This is a genomic window from Erythrobacter sp., assembly GCF_040217515.1.
GTDB lineage: Bacteria > Pseudomonadota > Alphaproteobacteria > Sphingomonadales > Sphingomonadaceae > Erythrobacter.
Window position 1 is genome coordinate 1 of record NZ_JAVJPT010000006.1, and the last position, 15,905, is coordinate 15,905.

The window sequence follows — 15,905 nt, forward strand, 5'->3', positions numbered from 1 at the left end:
TATCGTCGCCCTCACCGCCATTGACGGTGTCGTTGCCGCCCTTGCCATTGAGCGTGTCATTACCGGCACCGCCGTCAATCGTATCGGCAAGCTCGCTGCCGTCGATCACGTCGTCGCCCGGCGTGCCGGTAAAATCTGCCATGAATTACCCCCCAAAAAAACCTGGTTCGTTAACTAACTTTTCCGAATGCGCCCCACGGAATACCTATCAAGCCCACCGCGAAGCACAAGCGCCGTCGGACAGGAAGTTGAGGGAATTGCGCGCATTGCGCGCATGGCCCTTTGCGAAAGGCGCAAGCCTTGCGTTGTCGCCCCGGCCTTCGCACGAGCGGGCACGCCCATGCCCTGGAACCGGCGGCTTACGACCACAAGGCGGTGACCGAACGGACTTTAAAGCCGAAACCCAGGCCGCGGCCGCGACCGCGCCCAAAAGCCCATCGCATCCGCCCCCCTTGCCCACAGCCGCCAAGCCGCAACGAGACACCGCTCCGATGACGCCATACCCGAACAGCTGCAAAGGAGGCGGCTGTTGAATGGCCGCTTCTGATCCCTGAACCGCACAGAGCACGCAGTCTGCGTCCCGCCCAAATGGTGAACTTGGATATGGGCCGGGCCAAATGGCGAGTTTGAGCCGTTAGCGGACTGTCCGCATTCGGAGTCCAATACCCACTCGGCGTTGATGTGCGCGAGTGCGCTCGCGGTTTACAGCGGTCTCGCAACCTATTGAAAAGAAGCGGGGCGCTTCCTGTCGGGTTTACACCGGAGAGCCCAGAATTCTGCGATCTTCGCGAGCTTGGGAAGCTTCTGCCCTGCCGTTGAGCTACACCCGCATTGCGCCGGGGCGGAGTAATCTTCGGCCTGGCCATCGAAGCTTCGACCGGGCGATACCGCTGCCGCGAAATGCGCTCGCCCATTGCTACGATAACCTCGCGGGCGGTCAATATATGTTCGCCTCTCCAGGCCGATCGCAATTTCTTCAGGGTTCCGCATCCCTGTCCTCGGCATCGCCGGCAGCCGCAATGTCGGGCGTATCCTCGGGCGACCAGCCGCCGCCGAGCGCACGGTAGAGATCGACGAAAGCAAGGTCGCGCTGGAGCCGTGCGCGGGCCAGTGACAGCTCGCTGGAGAGGACCAGCCGCTGCGCGTCGAGCACCGAGATGTAGCTCACCACGCCGCCGCGAAAGCGCAGGTCTTGGAGGAAAAGCGTGCGCTGCGCAGCGGCGAGCTGGTCGGCGAGCGGTTCGATCTGCGCTTCGCCCGCGCGGTATGCATAAACCGCCGAATTGACGTCGAACAGCGCGCCCTGAACCGCGCGGCGATAGCCGATCAGCGCTTGTTCGACCTGCGCGCGCGCGACTCTCACATTGCCGAGATCGCGCCCGAAATTGAGGATCGGAAGGCGCACTTCGGGCCCCCATGAATTGAGCGAGGAGGACGCATCATCGTCGAACAGCGAACCGAGTTCGGTCGAGGTCCGCCCGAGAAGGCTACCAAGGCCGATGGTGGGAAAGGGAAAGCGATTGGCGATCGCAACGCCTTCAAGCGCCGTCGTGGCAGCAAGCTGCTGTTCGGCGGCGATCACGTCGGGCCGCCGCGCCAACAGCTCGCTCGGCACGCCGGGGGGGAGGAAATAGGCGCCGATACCCTGCGCCTGCCGCTCGGCATCGAAGGGCGAAAGCTCGATTTGCGAAGGATAGCGACCGAGCAGGACTGTCAGCAGGTTCTCCGAGACCAACCGCGCCTGCACCACCTGCGGCAGCAGCGAGCGTGTGCCGGCGAGCTGGGCAGTGGCCTGCTGAACCTCGCTGTCCGAGACGACGCCCTGGCGATGGAGCTTCTCGACGAGATCGAGCGCGCGGCTCTGGATCTCGATATTGCGCGCAAGGATCGCCTCTTCCGCCTGCAACTCGCGGATCGTCAGCCAAGTCGCGGCGACTTGCTGGACGATGGTCGTGACGATCGCCGCGCGGCTTGCCTCGGAGGCGAGCAATTGCGCGCGGGCGGCCTCGTTCTGGCGGCGGATCTTGCCGAACAGGTCGATCTCCCAGCCGAGCACGAGACCGAGCGTGAACACGCCGTCATTCGAATCGGCCTGCGGCTGCGCGCCGGTCGACAGCGAACCGTCGATCCGCGGGAAAAAGCCGCTGCGCGCAACGAGCAGGCGGGCGCGGACTTCCTCGATCCGCGCGAAGGCCTGCTGCAGGTCGAGATTGTCCTCGAGCGCTTCCTCGATCAGTGGACGCAGTTCGGGATCGTCGTAGAGCTCGAACCAGGCCGTATTCGCAGCCGAGCGCGCTTCCCCCGGCTCAAGCGCGACGGCATGGCTTTCCGGCAGGGCGAGTTCGGGCCGGTCGTAATCCTCCCCCACGATCGTACAGCCGCCCAGCGCCGCAGCCAGCGCGCCGAGCGCGGCCATGCTCGCGAGGCGGCGTATCATGTCGCCGCTCCCGCAGGCAGGGGCGCTGCCGGAGCCTCGCGGTCGCCGGCGGGCGGCGGGGTCTCATCCGCATCCTTCGCGCCGAAGAACCGCTCGGTCAGGCTCTGGACAATGACATAGAGCGCCGGAACCACCAGCACGGCAAGAATCGTCGCCGCCAGCATCCCGCCGAACACGACCGTTCCGACCGACTGTTTGGATGCCGCGCCCGCGCCGCTTGCGATCAGCAGCGGGATCACGCCCATGATGAAGGCGAAGGAGGTCATCAGGATCGGTCGCAGGCGCTGCACCGCCGCCAGGCGCGCAGCCTCGGCGATGGGTTTGCCCTCCTCGCGGAACTGCTTGGCGAATTCGACGATCAGGATCGCGTTCTTGGCCGACAGGCCAACCAGCGTGACCACGCCGATCTGGCCGTAGACGTTGAAATCGAGCCCGCGCAATTGCAGTGCGACCAGCGCCCCGAGCACGCCGAATGGCACGGCGAGCAGGACCGCGACCGGGATCGACCAGCTCTCGTAGAGCGCGGCGAGGAACAGGAACACGACCAGAACCGAAAGCGCCATCACGACACTGGCCGAATTGCCTGTCTCGACCTCCTCGGCGGTGACGCCCGACCATTCATAGCCATAGCCCGCAGGCAGAACGTCCGCCGCCACCCTCTCGAGCGCGGCCACGGCATCGCCCGAGGAATAGCCCGGCGCGGGCGAGCCGGAAAGATCGGCCGAGCGATAGAGGTTGTAACGCGCGATGAAACGGGGCGATGCGCCCTTGTCGATGCCCACCACCGCAGACAGCGGCACCATCTGCCCGGTCGTCCGGCTGCGCACATTGATGAGCCCGAGCCCGTCGATCTCCTCGCGGTAGTTCCCGTCGGCCTGGACCATCACCTTGTAATTCTTTCCGTAGCGGGTGAAGTCATTGACCTGTGCCCCGCCGAGCAGGATGCCGAGGGTCTGGTAGACGTCGGTCAGCTGGAGCCCCAGCGCCTTGGCCCGCTCGCGGTCGACGGTGAGCCGGTAATTGGGCGTGCCCGCGCTGAAAGTGGTCGAAACGCGTCCGATCTCTGGCTGGCGGCTCGCCTCGGCGAGGAATTCCTGCGTCACGTCGGCCAGTTCCTTGGGGCTTTGGCCGGCGCGCGCCTGCAGCATCATCGAGAAGCCCGAGGACGCGCCGAAGCCCGGCAGGGCCGGCGGACCGAAGCCGAACAGCAGCGCCTCGGGCGTTGCATAGCCAAGCATGTTGGCCTTGCGGATCAGCGCAGGGGCCGAGGTCGCCATGCCGCGTTCCTCCCACGGGGCGAGCTTGGCCACCATAAGGCCGGCATTGGGCGCAGCCGTACCCGAAAGCACGTCGAAACCCGAAATGCTCATCACGGCCTCTACCCCTTCGAGACCGCGCAGCTTGTTGGTGAAATCGTCCAGCACCTCGCCCGTGCGCTGCGTGTTCGAGGCATCGGGCAGCATTGCCTGGACGAAAAAGGCACCCACGTCCTCATCCGGCACGAAGCCCGTCGGCGTGGCCCTGAACAACAGCACGATCCCCCCGATGACAAGCAGGAGGAAGATCGCGACCCGCTTGAGACTGTGCGTCGTCAGGCCGATAAATCCGTCATAGCGCGCGGTCAGCCGGTCGAACCACGCATTGAATCTGGCGAAGAAGCGCGTGAGGATATTGTCGCTCTCGCCATGCTCGGATTTCGGCTTCAGCAGCAGGCCACACAGCGCCGGGGTGAGTGTCAGGGCGACGACCGAGGAGAACAACGTCGAGACCGCGATGGTCAGCGCGAACTGCTTGTAAAGCTGCCCGCTCACGCCCGGAATGAAAGCCATCGGCACGAACACCGCAGCCACCACCAGCGTCGTCGCGACGATCGGGGCGGACACCTCGTCCATCGCCTGGCGCGTCGCCTCGCGGGGGGAGAGGCCGAGTTTCTCCATTTTCAGCTCGACCATCTCGACGACCACGATGGCGTCGTCGACCACGATCCCGATCGCCAGCACCATGCCGAACAGAGAGAGCGTGTTGATCGAAAATCCGAGCGCCTGGTAGGCGATCAGCGTCGCCAGCAGCGACACCGGCACGGCGAGCATCGGGATCAACGTCGCACGCCAGCTCTGCAGGAAGAGGAAGACGACAAGCAGGACGAGGATCAGCGCATCGCGCAGGGTGTTCGCGACCTCGGCGATCGATTCCTCCACGAACAGACTCGAATCGTAGACGATCTCGTAATCGAAATCGGGCGGGAAACTCGCTTTCATCGCCTCGAGCTTGCCCTTCAGCTCCTCCGCCGTTGCCAAGGCATTCGCGCCAGGCGACAGCGAGACGCCGATGGCGGCCGCGGGACGGCCGTTCAGCGCGGCTTCCTGGGCATAGCCTTTCGCGCCCAGTTCGACCCGAGCGACATCGCGCAGGCGCACCTGCGAACCGTCATCGCCGCTTCTCAGCACGATGTTCTCGAACTGGCTGGTCTCGTTGATGCGGCCCTGCAATTCGAGCGAATACTGAAAGCCGCTGCGGGTCCGGTTGGGCGGCTGGCCGACCGATCCCGGCGCGGCCTGCGCGTTCTGTTCGCGCACCGCCGCAACCACGTCCATCGGTGTCAGGCCGAGCGCTGCGAGCCTGTCGGGACGCAGCCAGACGCGCATTGCGAAAGGCGAACCATAAACCGCGATATCGCCAACCCCGTCGACTCGCTTGAGCTCGTCGACGATGAGGTTGTCGAGATAGTTCGAGATGAACGTCCGGTCATAGGCGTTGCCGGGCGAATAGAAGGCGGCATACATCAACGTGTCGGACGATGCCTTCTTTACCGAAACGCCGATATCGTTGACTTCTGCAGGGAGCTGCGGAGTCACCTGCGAGACCCGGTTCTGGGTCTCGACGGCGGCGATGTCGGGATCGGTCTCGAGCTTGAACTGGACGGTGATGACCGAGCTCCCGTCCGCTCCCGAAACGGCGCGGATAGACTTCATGCCCGTCACCCCGTTGACCTGCGAATCGATCGGGACCGTCACGCCCTCCTCGACGGTCGGTGCGCTCGCGCCGGGATAGACCGAGGTGATCCTGACCGTCGGCGGGGCGATGTCGGGGAATTGCGCGACCGGGAGACCGGTCAGCGAAAGATAGCCGCCCAGCGACAGGATCAGCGCGATGACGATCGCGAAGACCGGACGATCGATGAACATCCTGGCCATGGCGCTGCTACTTCTTCGCCGCCGCGGGGCCCGCGCCGCCCGCACCCGGCAGCGGGATTTCCGCACCCATCGGCACCGGCTGGACCACCACGCCGGGGCGGACCTTGGCGAGCCCCTCGACGATCACCGTCTCGCCCGGCTCGACCCCCTCTTCGATGATCCAGTCGCCGCTTGCCTGCGCGCCCACCTCGACGCGGCGCTGCTCGACCGTATTGTCCTCGCCCACGACCATGACGAAATAGCTCCCGAACTGCTCGGTCACCGCACGGTCGGGGACGATCACCGCGTCCCTGCGCGTCTGGATCTGTATCCGCACGCGCCCGAACTGGCCGGGCCGCACCATGCTGCCAGCATTGGGAAAGACCGCCCGCAGGCTGTAGCTGCCGGTGGTCGGATCGACCGCGCGATCGGCGAAATCGATCGTCCCGAGCTGAGGCAATTCGGTCCCGTCGGCGAGGATCAGGCGGATCTCGGAAGCCGCATTGCCGCGCTCTTCCTTGCCGATCCGGGCATAGCGCAGGATTTCCTCCTCGCTCGGGCTGAAATAGACATCGAGCGAGGAGGCATCGGAAATCCGCGCGAGCTCGATCTGGCCGGGCGAGATCAGCTGGCCGACACTCGCGGCGGCCTTGCCGATCCGGCCCGAAATGGGCGCGCGGACCTTGCCATAGGACAGCGTCAGTTCGGCATTGGCGAGGCTTGCCCGCGCCGCGTCGACCTGTGCCGCGCTCGCCTTGGCGGTGGCCAGAGCGTTATCGTAGACCTGCCGCGCGATCGCATCCTCGGCGACAAGCGGTTCGTAGCGTGCAACGTCCTCGTTGGCGCGCGCCGCCTGCGCTTCTGCGGCGGCGAGCTGGGCGCGGGCGGCATCGCGCGAGGACGCGTATTCCTGCGCGTCGATTTCGAACAGGACCTGTCCCTTGCGCACCATCGAACCTTCGCGGAAATTGCGCGCGACGATCGTCCCGCCGATGCGCGGATAGACCGCGACTTCGCTTCCCGCCCGGATCTCGGCGATATATTCGGCGAAGAGCGGCTTGTCCTGGGCTGCGGCTTGCTGGACCCGGACCGGGACCGGAGGCGGTTCGCTCGGTCCGGTGCCGCCGCAGGCGGCAAGGAGCAGGGCGAACGAAACCGCAAGACCCGCGCCCGAGACTGACATCCTCATCCCATGTCCCCCCCAAAGACGACCCGCTCCGGCCGCAGGGCCGCATCGAAGAACGTCACGCAGACCGTGATCCTTAGCCGAGAAATGTTACGGTGCAACACCAGAACCGTATTATCGGCCGCGCGCCACTCGCACTGACCGTCCCCTCCCCACTTTTGAGAAGGCCGCTGGCCCTTGCCAGCGCGGCGGCGTGGTTGCATTTGCCCCGTCAAGGACAGACCCAAGCAGGAAAGAGACCAAGCCCAATGCGCCAGATCGACCATTTCATTGCCGGCGACAGCCCCGCCCCGACGCGCACGCACAAGGTGTGGAACCCCTCTACCGGCGAAGTCCAGGCCGAAGTCGCCCTCGGCGATGCGGCGCTGCTCGATCGCGCGGTCGAGGCGGCGAAGGCCGTCCAGCCCGCCTGGGCGGCGACCAATCCGCAGAAACGCGCCCGCGTCATGTTCAAGTTCAAGGAGCTGGTCGAGGCGAACATGCAGAGCCTCGCCGAAATGCTGTCGAGCGAACACGGCAAGGTCGTCGACGATGCCAAGGGCGACGTGCAACGCGGGCTTGAAGTGATCGAATATGCCTGCGGCATCCCGCAGGTGCTGAAAGGCGAATACACGCAAGGGGCAGGCCCCGGGATCGATGTCTATTCGATGCGCCAGCCGCTCGGCATCGGGGCGGGGATCACCCCGTTCAACTTCCCGGCGATGATCCCGATGTGGATGTTCGGCATGGCCATCGCGGCGGGCAATGCCTTCATCCTCAAGCCGTCCGAGCGCGATCCATCCGTGCCGGTCAGGCTTGCCGAACTGTTCCTCGAAGCGGGCGCGCCCGAGGGGCTTTTGCAGGTCATCAACGGCGACAAGGAAATGGTCGATGCGATCATCGAGCATCCCGACATCCCCGCGATCAGCTTCGTCGGGTCGTCCGACATCGCGCATTACATCTATTCCAACGGCAATGCCCGCGCCAAGCGGGTGCAGGCTTTCGGCGGGGCCAAGAACCACGGCATCGTCATGCCCGACGCAGACCTCGATCAGGTGGTGAACGACCTTGCCGGGGCGGCCTTCGGTTCTGCCGGAGAACGCTGCATGGCGCTGCCGGTGGTGGTCCCGGTGGGAGAGGACACGGCCGAACGCCTGCGCGAAAAGCTCATCCCCGCGATCCACGCACTGCGCATCGGCGTGTCGAGCGATCCGGATGCCAATTACGGCCCCGTCGTCACGCCCGAACACAAGGCCCGGATCGAGCAATGGGTCGATGTCGCGGAGGAGGAAGGCGCCGAGATCGTCATCGACGGGCGCGGCTTCACCCTGCAGGGGCACGAGAACGGCTTCTTCGTCGGCCCGACCCTGATCGACCGCGTCACCGCGCAGATGAAAAGCTATCAGGAGGAGATTTTCGGACCCGTCCTCCAGATCGTGCGCGCAGCCGATTTCGAGGAGGCGTTGCGCCTGCCGTCCGAACATCAATACGGCAACGGCGTCGCCCTGTTCACGCGCAACGGCCATGTCGCACGCGAATTCACGAGCCGCGTCAATGTCGGCATGGTCGGGATCAACGTGCCCATCCCGGTGCCGGTGGCCTATCACAGCTTCGGCGGGTGGAAGCGTTCGGGCTTCGGCGATATCGACCAATACGGCACGGAAGGGCTGGCCTTCTGGACCAAGAAGAAGAAGGTCACCCAGCGCTGGCCCGATGGCGGCGGCGACGGCTCGAACGCCTTCGTCATCCCGACCATGGGGTGACCGGCGACGCGGATGTCCTTGCCGGGGATGCCATGTTCGTGGCAGTGGTGGGGGCAAGAGGAGAGCATGATGCGCCGCCTTGTCCCTGTTGCCCTTGCCGCCCCTGCCGCCCTGGCCGCTGCGGGCTGCGCCACGGCCGAGCCTGCCCCCAACCCGGCCCAGGCTTCGAACCCGGCTCCGAACCCGGCCCCGGCCCCGAACCCGGTCGAACCCGGGCAAAGGGTCTGCGATGCCGGTCCCGTTCAGGACCTTATCGGCGAGAAGGCGACCCCCGAAATCGGCGCGCGCATCCTCGCCGAAAGCGGTGCACGCACGCTGCGCTGGGGCCCGCCGCGCAGCGCATGGACGATGGACTATCGGGTCGATCGGGTAAACGTGCGCTATGACGACGACATGGTGATCGAGGCGATCACCTGCGGATGAGCGCCGGGGACATGGGCCGCCAAAGGGCATCCTCCGGCTCGCCCTACGAAAGCGCCTTCGGCTTCTGCCGAGCGGTGCGGACGGGCGAGCGGATCGTCGTCGCCGGGACCGGCCCGATCGAGCCGGACGGGACCACGACGCCGGGCGATGCCGCCGCGCAGGCGGAGCGCTGCCTCACCCTCATCGTCGCGGCGATCGAGCAGCTCGGCGGTTCGGCTAAGGACCTCGTGCGCACCCGGATGCTGCTGACCGACCCGGCGGACCAGGACGCGGTCGGCGCGGTCCATCAACGCTTCTTCGGCGCGCATCCCCCGGCGGCGACCATGGCCGGCGTCGCTTGGCTGTGCCGCCCCGAATGGAAGGTCGAGATCGAGGCCGAGGCCGTCATCGGTGCGCCCGGCGCAAGTTGACTTAGTTCATCCGCTTTTGCCATTTTTGGATTTCGGCGGTTGGAAACGCCCGGAGCCAATCCTACCGCGCCACGATTCCGGTGTCCTTCAATCTCTCCAACAGCAGCGCCATCAGCTCGCTGCGGTGTTGCATCGCGTTCAACTCCGACGCCGGAACCAGCACTTCGGGCACGCCCTGCCCCGCATCCAGCAGCACTGCGGGCCATTCCTCTGCCAGCCCTTTCTTCGCCGCCTCGTCCCGGTGGAGGAAAACCTTCTCCAGCGGCAGCCGGAACAAAAAGCGCCGCCAGTCCGAATGCATCGCCACCCAGCCATAGGTCAGCGCGCACAGCGAACACGGATAGGTCGCGGGCCGCGCGATCTTGTGAGCCGCGTCCTTCAGCGCGTTCAGCACGCCGCCATCGGCGTTGTAGACCAGGATCAGGCGGGCGGTCTTGTCGGAAGCATCCGTTCGGGCCATGCCCAAGATACGCGCGCCGCCCTCACCCGGACTAGCAAAATCCGCAAGGCCGCGCGGCTCGCCCGCCTCTTCCCCTGTCCCCGGGCGCTCGCTAAGGGCATGGACCATGACAGGACAGTTCCAGCTCACCGACGACCAGCTCGCGATCCAGGAGGTCGCGCAGCGTTTCACCGCCGACAACATCACCCCGAAGGCGGGCGAATGGGATGAAAAGCACATCTTCCCGCGCGACGTCATCACGCAGAGCGCCGAATTGGGCTTCGGAGCGATCTACGTCTCGGAAGAATCGGGCGGGATCGGTCTCGGTCGGCTCGAAGCCGCGCTGATCATGGAGGCGATGGCCTATGGCTGCCCTTCGACCAGCGCCTTCATCTCGATCCACAACATGGCGGCGTGGATGATCGACCGCTTCGGCAGCCAGCGCGTCAAGGACAAGTATCTCCCCCGGCTCATCACGATGGAGCATATCTCCAGCTACTGCCTGACCGAGCCTTCCTCCGGCTCCGACGCCGCCGCGCTCAGGACCACGGCGAAGAAGGACGGCGACGACTACATCTTGAACGGGACCAAGCAATTCATCTCGGGCGCGGGCGAGAACGAGGTCTATGTCGCCATGGTCCGCACCGGGGAGGATGGGCCCAAGGGCATCACCTGCATGGTGATCGAAAAGGACATGCCGGGCGTCTCCTTCGGCGCGAACGAGAAGAAACTCGGCTGGCACTCGCAGCCGACTGCGCAGCTGATCCTCGAGGACGTGCGTGTGCCGGCCGAGAATGTCGTCGGCGGGGAGGGCGAAGGCTTCCGCATCGCGATGCAGGGGCTGGACGGCGGGCGGCTCAATATCGGCGCGTGTTCGCTGGGCGGGGCGCAGCGCTGCCTCGACGAAGCGATCCGTTATACCAAGGAGCGCACCCAGTTCGGCCAGCCGGTGGCCGAGTTCCAGAACACCCAGTTCACCCTCGCCGACATGGCGACCGACCTCGAAGCGGCGCGCGCCCTGCTCTATCTCGCGGCGGCGAAAGTGACCGACAACGCGCCCGACAAGACGCGCTTTTCGGCCATGGCGAAACGGCTCGCGACCGACAGCGGCTCGGCGATCGTCGACCGCGCGCTGCAACTCCATGGCGGCTACGGCTATTTGCAGGACTATCCGGTGGAACGGTTCTGGCGCGACCTGCGCGTGCATTCGATCCTCGAAGGCACGAACCAGATCATGCGGATGGTCGTCGGGCGGGACTTGTTGCGGCAGTAACCGCCTTGGCCCCGCTTCGCTTCACCATGACCACGCTCGTCGTGCCCGATTACGACGCCGCGCTCGATTTCTATGTCGGCGCGCTCGGCTTCGCTCTCATCGAGGACACAGACATGGGCGGCGGCAAGCGCTGGGTCGTGGTCGAGGCTCCGGGCGGCGGGCGGCTGCTGCTGGCGCGGGCCAAGGACGACACCGAAGCCGCCGCCATCGGCAATCAGACGGGCGGGCGCGTCGGATTCTTCCTCGAAACCGACAGTTTTGCGGAAAGCCATGCACGCTTTACAGCATCGGGCGTGGTGTTCGAAGAGGAACCCCGCCACGAGCCCTATGGCACCGTAGCCGTATTCCAGGACCCCTTCGGCAATCGCTGGGACCTCATCGAAGCGAAAGAACAGGAATGACAGACCAAGTCCTCACGAGGAAAACGGGCCGTGTCGGCCGTATCTCATTGAACCGCCCCAAGGCGATCCACGCGCTCACGCTGGAAATGTGCCACGCGATGAGCGCGGCCCTGAGCGAATGGGAGAATGACGACGAGGTCGAGGCGGTGATCCTCGACCATGCCGAGGGGCGCGGCTTCTGCGCAGGCGGCGATATCGCCATGCTGCGCAATTCCGCCCTGAATGACGGCGGCGTGTCGGGGCGGCGGTTCTTCCACGACGAATACCAGCTCAATCACCAGATGTTCACCTACGCGAAGCCCATCGTCGCCTTCATGGACGGCATCACGATGGGCGGCGGGGTCGGCATTTCGCAGCCCGCCAAGTTCCGCGTCGCGACCGAGAACACGCGCTTCGCCATGCCCGAATCGGGCATAGGCCTGTTCCCCGATGTCGGCGGCGGGTGGTATCTTGCCCGGATCGGCGGGCGGATCGGCCAGTTCCTCGCGCTCACCGGAGCGCGGCTCGACGGGTCGGAGTGCCTGTGGGCGGGAATCGCGACGCATTACGTCGAGCACGCCATGATCGAGGACATCAAGGCCCGCATCGCCGAGCATCCAGACCGCATCGCAGGGATCCTCTCCGAACCGAGCGGCACCCCGCCCGAGGCCAAGATCAAGGGCAATGCCGACAGGATCGCCAAGCATTTCGCTTCCGACACCTATGAGGACATCCTCGCCAGCCTCGACAAGGCGGCGGACGCGGGCGACGACTGGGCAGCGAAGGAGCGCGACACGCTCGGCACGAAAAGCCCGCAGACCTGCAAGGTCGCGCTGCGCCAGATCGCGACGAGCGCGAGCCTCACCGATTTCGCCGACAATATGCGCATGGAATACCGCATCGCGAGCCGCGTGTTGCTGCGCCCCGACTTCGCCGAAGGGGTGCGCGCGGTGATCGTGGACAAGACCAACGACCCCAAGTGGGACCCCGCAACCCCCGAGGGCGTGAGCGAGGAATTGCTCGACGAAATCTTCGCCCCCCTCCCGCCTGAAGAGGAATGGAAACCCCTATGAGCTTTGAAACGATAACCGTCGAAAAGGACGCGCAGGGCACGAAAGGCGTCACGCTGATGACGCTGAACCGCCCCAAGGCGCTCAATGCGCTGAACACGCAGGTGCTCGCCGAACTGATCGAGGCTTTCGCCGACTACCAGGCCGACGACAGCCAGCTGTGCGCGGTGCTCACCGGCTCGGGCGACAAGGCTTTCGCCGCGGGCGCCGACATCAAGGAGATGCACGACAAGGCGGCGGCCGATTTCTACCTCGACGATTTCTTTGCGCCGTGGACGAGCGAGATCGTCAAGAAGACCCGCAAGCCGTGGATTGCGGCGGTCAACGGCTTCGCGCTGGGCGGCGGGTGCGAACTGGCGATGATGGCCGATTTCATCATCGCCAGCGACAATGCCAAGTTCGGCCAGCCCGAAATCAAGCTCGGCGTCGCGCCCGGCATGGGCGGCTCGCAGCGCCTCACCCGCGCGATCGGCAAGTCGAAGTCGATGGAAATGTGCCTCACCGGAAGGATGATGGGCGCGGAGGAAGCCGAGCGCGCGAACCTCGTCGCGAAGGTCGTGCCGCATGACGACCTGGTGGCCGAAACGCTCAAGACCGCCGCCACCATCGCCGCGATGCCGCCGATGGCCGTGATCGCGAACAAGGAGATGGTGAACTCCGCCTTCGAAATGACGCTGGACCAGGGGCTGATCGTCGAACGGCGCATCTTCCAGATCCTCACCGCCAGCGAAGACAAGGCCGAAGGCATGGCCGCCTTCATCGAAAAGCGCGAGGGGCAGTGGAAGGGGCGGTAAGTATCGCTTCGGGGAGAGAGAGACCATGAAAATCGCATTCATCGGGCTTGGGAACATGGGCGGCGGAATGGCCGCGAACCTTGTCAAGGCGGGGCACGAGGTGCGCGCCTTCGACCTCAGCCAAACCGCGCTCGCCGCCGCCAAGGACGCGGGGTGCGTGACGTTCGGCACGGCGAAGGAAGCCTGCGCGGACGTCGACGCGGTCGTCTCGATGCTGCCCAATGGCGCCATCGTGAGACAGGTCTATTGGGACGACGTGATCGGCCACGCGCCCGAAGGTGCGGTGATGCTCGACTGCTCGACCATCGACGTCGCCACCGCGCGCGAGGTGATCGAGGTGACCGAGGCGCACGGCTACGACATGGTCGACGCGCCAGTCTCCGGCGGGATCGCCGCGGCCAATGCGGGCACGCTCACCTTCATGGTCGGCGGCACGGCCAGGGCGTTCGAACGCGCAAAGCCGATCCTCGAGGCCATGGGCAAGGCGGTCATCCACGCAGGCGATGCCGGCAACGGGCAAGCGGCGAAGATCTGCAACAACATGCTGCTCGCGATCCAGATGATCGGCACGGCCGAAGCCTTCGCCATGGCCGAAAAGCTGGGCCTAGATGCGCAGACCTTCTACGACATCTCGAGCGTGTCCTCGGGCCAGTGCTGGTCGATGACCTCCTATTGCCCCGTCCCCGGCGTCGGCCCGGAAAGCCCGGCGGACCGCGATTACGCCCCCGGCTTCGCCGCCGCGCTGATGGTCAAGGACCTGCGCCTCGCGATCGAGGCAGCGGACACAGCGGGTGCGTCGACCGACATGGGCAAACACGCCAAGGCGATCTACGAAGCCTTTGCCGAGGAGAATGGCGGGCTCGATTTCTCCGGCATCATCAGGACGCTGTAATCTCCGCGATCACGCTTTCGAGCCATTCGCGCGGGGCCTTGCGCCTGCCCGCATCGGCGACGAATTCCTGCCCGCGCGACACCGCGCGCAGCTTGCCGCCCCTTATCCAGCGATCCGCCCGGTCGTGATAGCTCAGCCCCCCGCGCTTCAGCCATGACGGGCGCTGCCACAGCGTCGCCGGGCCGCCCGGCACGGTCAGGCGCAGGCCATCGCTCGCGCGGCCTGCGACCCGGCCCGGCCCGCGCCAGATGCAGTCATTGCGGCCATGCAGGGCGAGCGCGTGCGGGTGGCCGATCTCGACCAGTTCGCGCGGCGCGCCGCCGGCGAGCGGGATCGCCTCCTCCACCCGCAGATAGCCGAAGATGCGGTGATGCGGCTCGCCCTGCTGCGATGCGAACAGGCCGAAGAACACGAAGACATCGCCCACCCCCACGCCCTGCCGTTCGAGATGGGTCTGCGCCGCGCCGCACTGGCCGAAAAGGCAGGTGCCGTCATCGAGGAACATCGGGTCATGGTGGCACGGGTCCTGCGCCCCGACCCGCCCCCGGCTCGCCCGCGCAGCATATTCGCCAAGGCCAAGGTCGCCATACGTCGTCGCGCTCGCCGCGCCACCGTCTTTCCGGGCCGCAGGGATGGGCAGGCTGAGCGGCTTTCCGTCCGCGATCGGCGACGGTCCGCCCCCGGCGCTGGTGTCGAAGCCCTTGCGCGAAAAGACGATCTTCATCGCCCCAGCCTGCCCTGCAGGCCCGTGTTGCACAAGGATGCAGGTCTATTGCTTGGCTTGCGCGCGGACCCGGTCTAAGGCGCGGTGCGCCATGGCCGATCAATCCGCGACATCCCCGACCGTCACCGCTCGAGTCTCCGCAATCGTCATGGCGGGCAAGCGTTCCGGCGCGCTCGATCCGCTCGCCGAGGCGGCAGGCGTCGCGCAGAAGGCGGTCGTGCCCGTCAACGGCGTGCCGATGATCGAGCGCGTGGTCGCCGCGGTCGCCGCCTGCCCCGAGGTCGCCGCGATCCGCGTCGTGGCGCACGAACCGGACGAGATCGCCGCGATCCCGCTCATCGCGCGGCTGACGGAGGAAGGCCGACTCGCTTTCGCCGAAGGCCGCTTCAACATCGTCGACAGCGTGGTTTCGGGCGCGGAAGGGGCCGACTTTCCCCTCCTCATCACCACCGCCGACAATTGCCTCGTCACGCCGGAAGGCTACAGCGAATTCATCGCCAAGTGCCTCGCCGAGGACGCGCAAGGGGCTGCCGGGCTCGCCACGCGCGAGGCCGTGCAGGCGGCCGATCCCATCGGGCAGAAACGCTTCTACGAGTTTTCCGACGGTGGCTATTCCAATTGCAACATGTACTGGATCGGCAGCCGCACCGCTTTGGCCGCCGCCGAGATCATGCGCGAAGGCGGGCAGTTCGTGAAATATCCCAGCCGCATCATCAAGGCGTTCGGCCTCATGAACCTCGTTCGCTTCCGGCTCGGCTGGGGATCGAAGGAAAAGCTCTTCGCGCAAATCTCGCGCCGCTTCGGGTTCAAGCTGGTGCCGGTCGTGCTGTCCGACGGGCATTATGCCATCGATGTCGACAACGAGCGCACGCTGAACGTCACCGAAAAGATCCTCAAGGTGCGTGAGGGCGACCGCAGCGGCGAAAATCGGAGCGGGGACACCGCCATCGCCTGATGGCGCG

Annotated in this window: 14 protein-coding genes and 1 pseudogene; 9 read left to right on the forward strand and 6 right to left on the reverse strand. The window is 66.0% G+C overall.

Annotation, left to right across the window (positions count from 1 at the left end; all coding sequences use genetic code 11):
• From RIB52_RS08185 to RIB52_RS08200, 4 genes are all read right to left on the reverse strand, one after another.
• On the reverse strand, nt 1-142 hold a 142-nt coding region (locus RIB52_RS08185; protein WP_502879499.1), incomplete at its 3' end, for a calcium-binding protein.
• An 834-nt stretch (nt 143-976) separates the two neighbouring features.
• A complete protein-coding gene (locus tag RIB52_RS08190; protein WP_350174792.1) occupies nt 977-2,437 on the reverse strand; it encodes an efflux transporter outer membrane subunit in 1,461 nt (486 codons plus the stop codon).
• Nucleotides 2,434-5,631, reverse strand: a complete 3,198-nt coding sequence (locus RIB52_RS08195) for an efflux RND transporter permease subunit (RefSeq protein ID WP_350174794.1) — start codon at nt 5,629-5,631, stop codon at nt 2,434-2,436. Before RIB52_RS08195 ends, RIB52_RS08190 begins: the two co-directional genes overlap by 4 nt.
• Nucleotides 5,632-5,638: 7 nt before the next feature.
• On the reverse strand, nt 5,639-6,799 hold the full coding sequence (locus tag RIB52_RS08200; protein ID WP_350174796.1) for an efflux RND transporter periplasmic adaptor subunit: 1,161 nt from the start codon (nt 6,797-6,799) through the stop codon (nt 5,639-5,641).
• Nucleotides 6,800-7,044: 245 nt separating this feature from the next.
• Here RIB52_RS08200 and RIB52_RS08205 point away from each other — a divergent pair, with 245 nt between their 5' ends.
• The 3 genes from RIB52_RS08205 to RIB52_RS08215 all read left to right on the forward strand — a co-directional run bounded on the left by RIB52_RS08205 (nt 7,045) and on the right by RIB52_RS08215 (nt 9,371).
• Nucleotides 7,045-8,538, forward strand: a complete 1,494-nt coding sequence (locus RIB52_RS08205) for a CoA-acylating methylmalonate-semialdehyde dehydrogenase (protein ID WP_350174798.1) — start codon at nt 7,045-7,047, stop codon at nt 8,536-8,538.
• A gap of 66 nt (nt 8,539-8,604) precedes the next feature.
• On the forward strand, nt 8,605-8,961 hold the full coding sequence (locus RIB52_RS08210; protein ID WP_350174800.1) for an I78 family peptidase inhibitor: 357 nt from the start codon (nt 8,605-8,607) through the stop codon (nt 8,959-8,961).
• 11 nt (nt 8,962-8,972) lie between these two features.
• Nucleotides 8,973-9,371: a RidA family protein gene (locus RIB52_RS08215; RefSeq protein WP_350174802.1), complete on the forward strand. Its 399-nt coding sequence runs from the start codon at nt 8,973-8,975 to the stop codon at nt 9,369-9,371.
• 61 nt (nt 9,372-9,432) lie between these two features.
• Here RIB52_RS08215 and RIB52_RS08220 read toward each other — a convergent pair whose 3' ends face one another.
• A complete protein-coding gene (locus RIB52_RS08220) occupies nt 9,433-9,831 on the reverse strand; it encodes a hypothetical protein (protein ID WP_350174804.1) in 399 nt (132 codons plus the stop codon).
• A 106-nt stretch (nt 9,832-9,937) separates the two neighbouring features.
• Here RIB52_RS08220 and RIB52_RS08225 point away from each other — a divergent pair, with 106 nt between their 5' ends.
• The 5 genes and pseudogenes from RIB52_RS08225 to mmsB all read left to right on the forward strand — a co-directional run.
• The gene (locus tag RIB52_RS08225; RefSeq protein WP_350174806.1) at nt 9,938-11,083 is read left to right on the forward strand and encodes an acyl-CoA dehydrogenase family protein; all 1,146 of its coding nucleotides are present in this window, start codon (nt 9,938-9,940) and stop codon (nt 11,081-11,083) included.
• 26 nt (nt 11,084-11,109) lie between these two features.
• Nucleotides 11,110-11,484, forward strand: a complete 375-nt coding sequence (locus RIB52_RS08230) for a VOC family protein (RefSeq protein WP_350174808.1) — start codon at nt 11,110-11,112, stop codon at nt 11,482-11,484.
• A complete protein-coding gene (locus RIB52_RS08235) occupies nt 11,481-12,536 on the forward strand; it encodes an enoyl-CoA hydratase/isomerase family protein (RefSeq protein ID WP_350174810.1) in 1,056 nt (351 codons plus the stop codon). The genes RIB52_RS08230 and RIB52_RS08235 overlap by 4 nt, the downstream gene beginning before the upstream one ends.
• Entirely contained in the window at nt 12,533-13,327 is a 795-nt protein-coding gene (locus tag RIB52_RS08240) for an enoyl-CoA hydratase-related protein (protein ID WP_350174812.1), read from the forward strand. The genes RIB52_RS08235 and RIB52_RS08240 overlap by 4 nt, the downstream gene beginning before the upstream one ends.
• A 10-nt stretch (nt 13,328-13,337) precedes the next feature.
• Nucleotides 13,338-14,219, forward strand: a pseudogene (mmsB, locus tag RIB52_RS08245) (3-hydroxyisobutyrate dehydrogenase); the annotation flags it as partial.
• Here mmsB and RIB52_RS08250 read toward each other — a convergent pair.
• A complete protein-coding gene (locus RIB52_RS08250) occupies nt 14,206-14,943 on the reverse strand; it encodes an Nmad3 family putative nucleotide modification protein (protein WP_350174814.1) in 738 nt (245 codons plus the stop codon). The pseudogene mmsB and the gene RIB52_RS08250 overlap by 14 nt on opposite strands.
• A 91-nt stretch (nt 14,944-15,034) precedes the next feature.
• Here RIB52_RS08250 and RIB52_RS08255 point away from each other — a divergent pair, with 91 nt between their 5' ends.
• Entirely contained in the window at nt 15,035-15,898 is an 864-nt protein-coding gene (locus RIB52_RS08255) for an NTP transferase domain-containing protein (protein ID WP_350174816.1), read from the forward strand.
• Nucleotides 15,899-15,905: the final 7 nt, after the last annotated feature.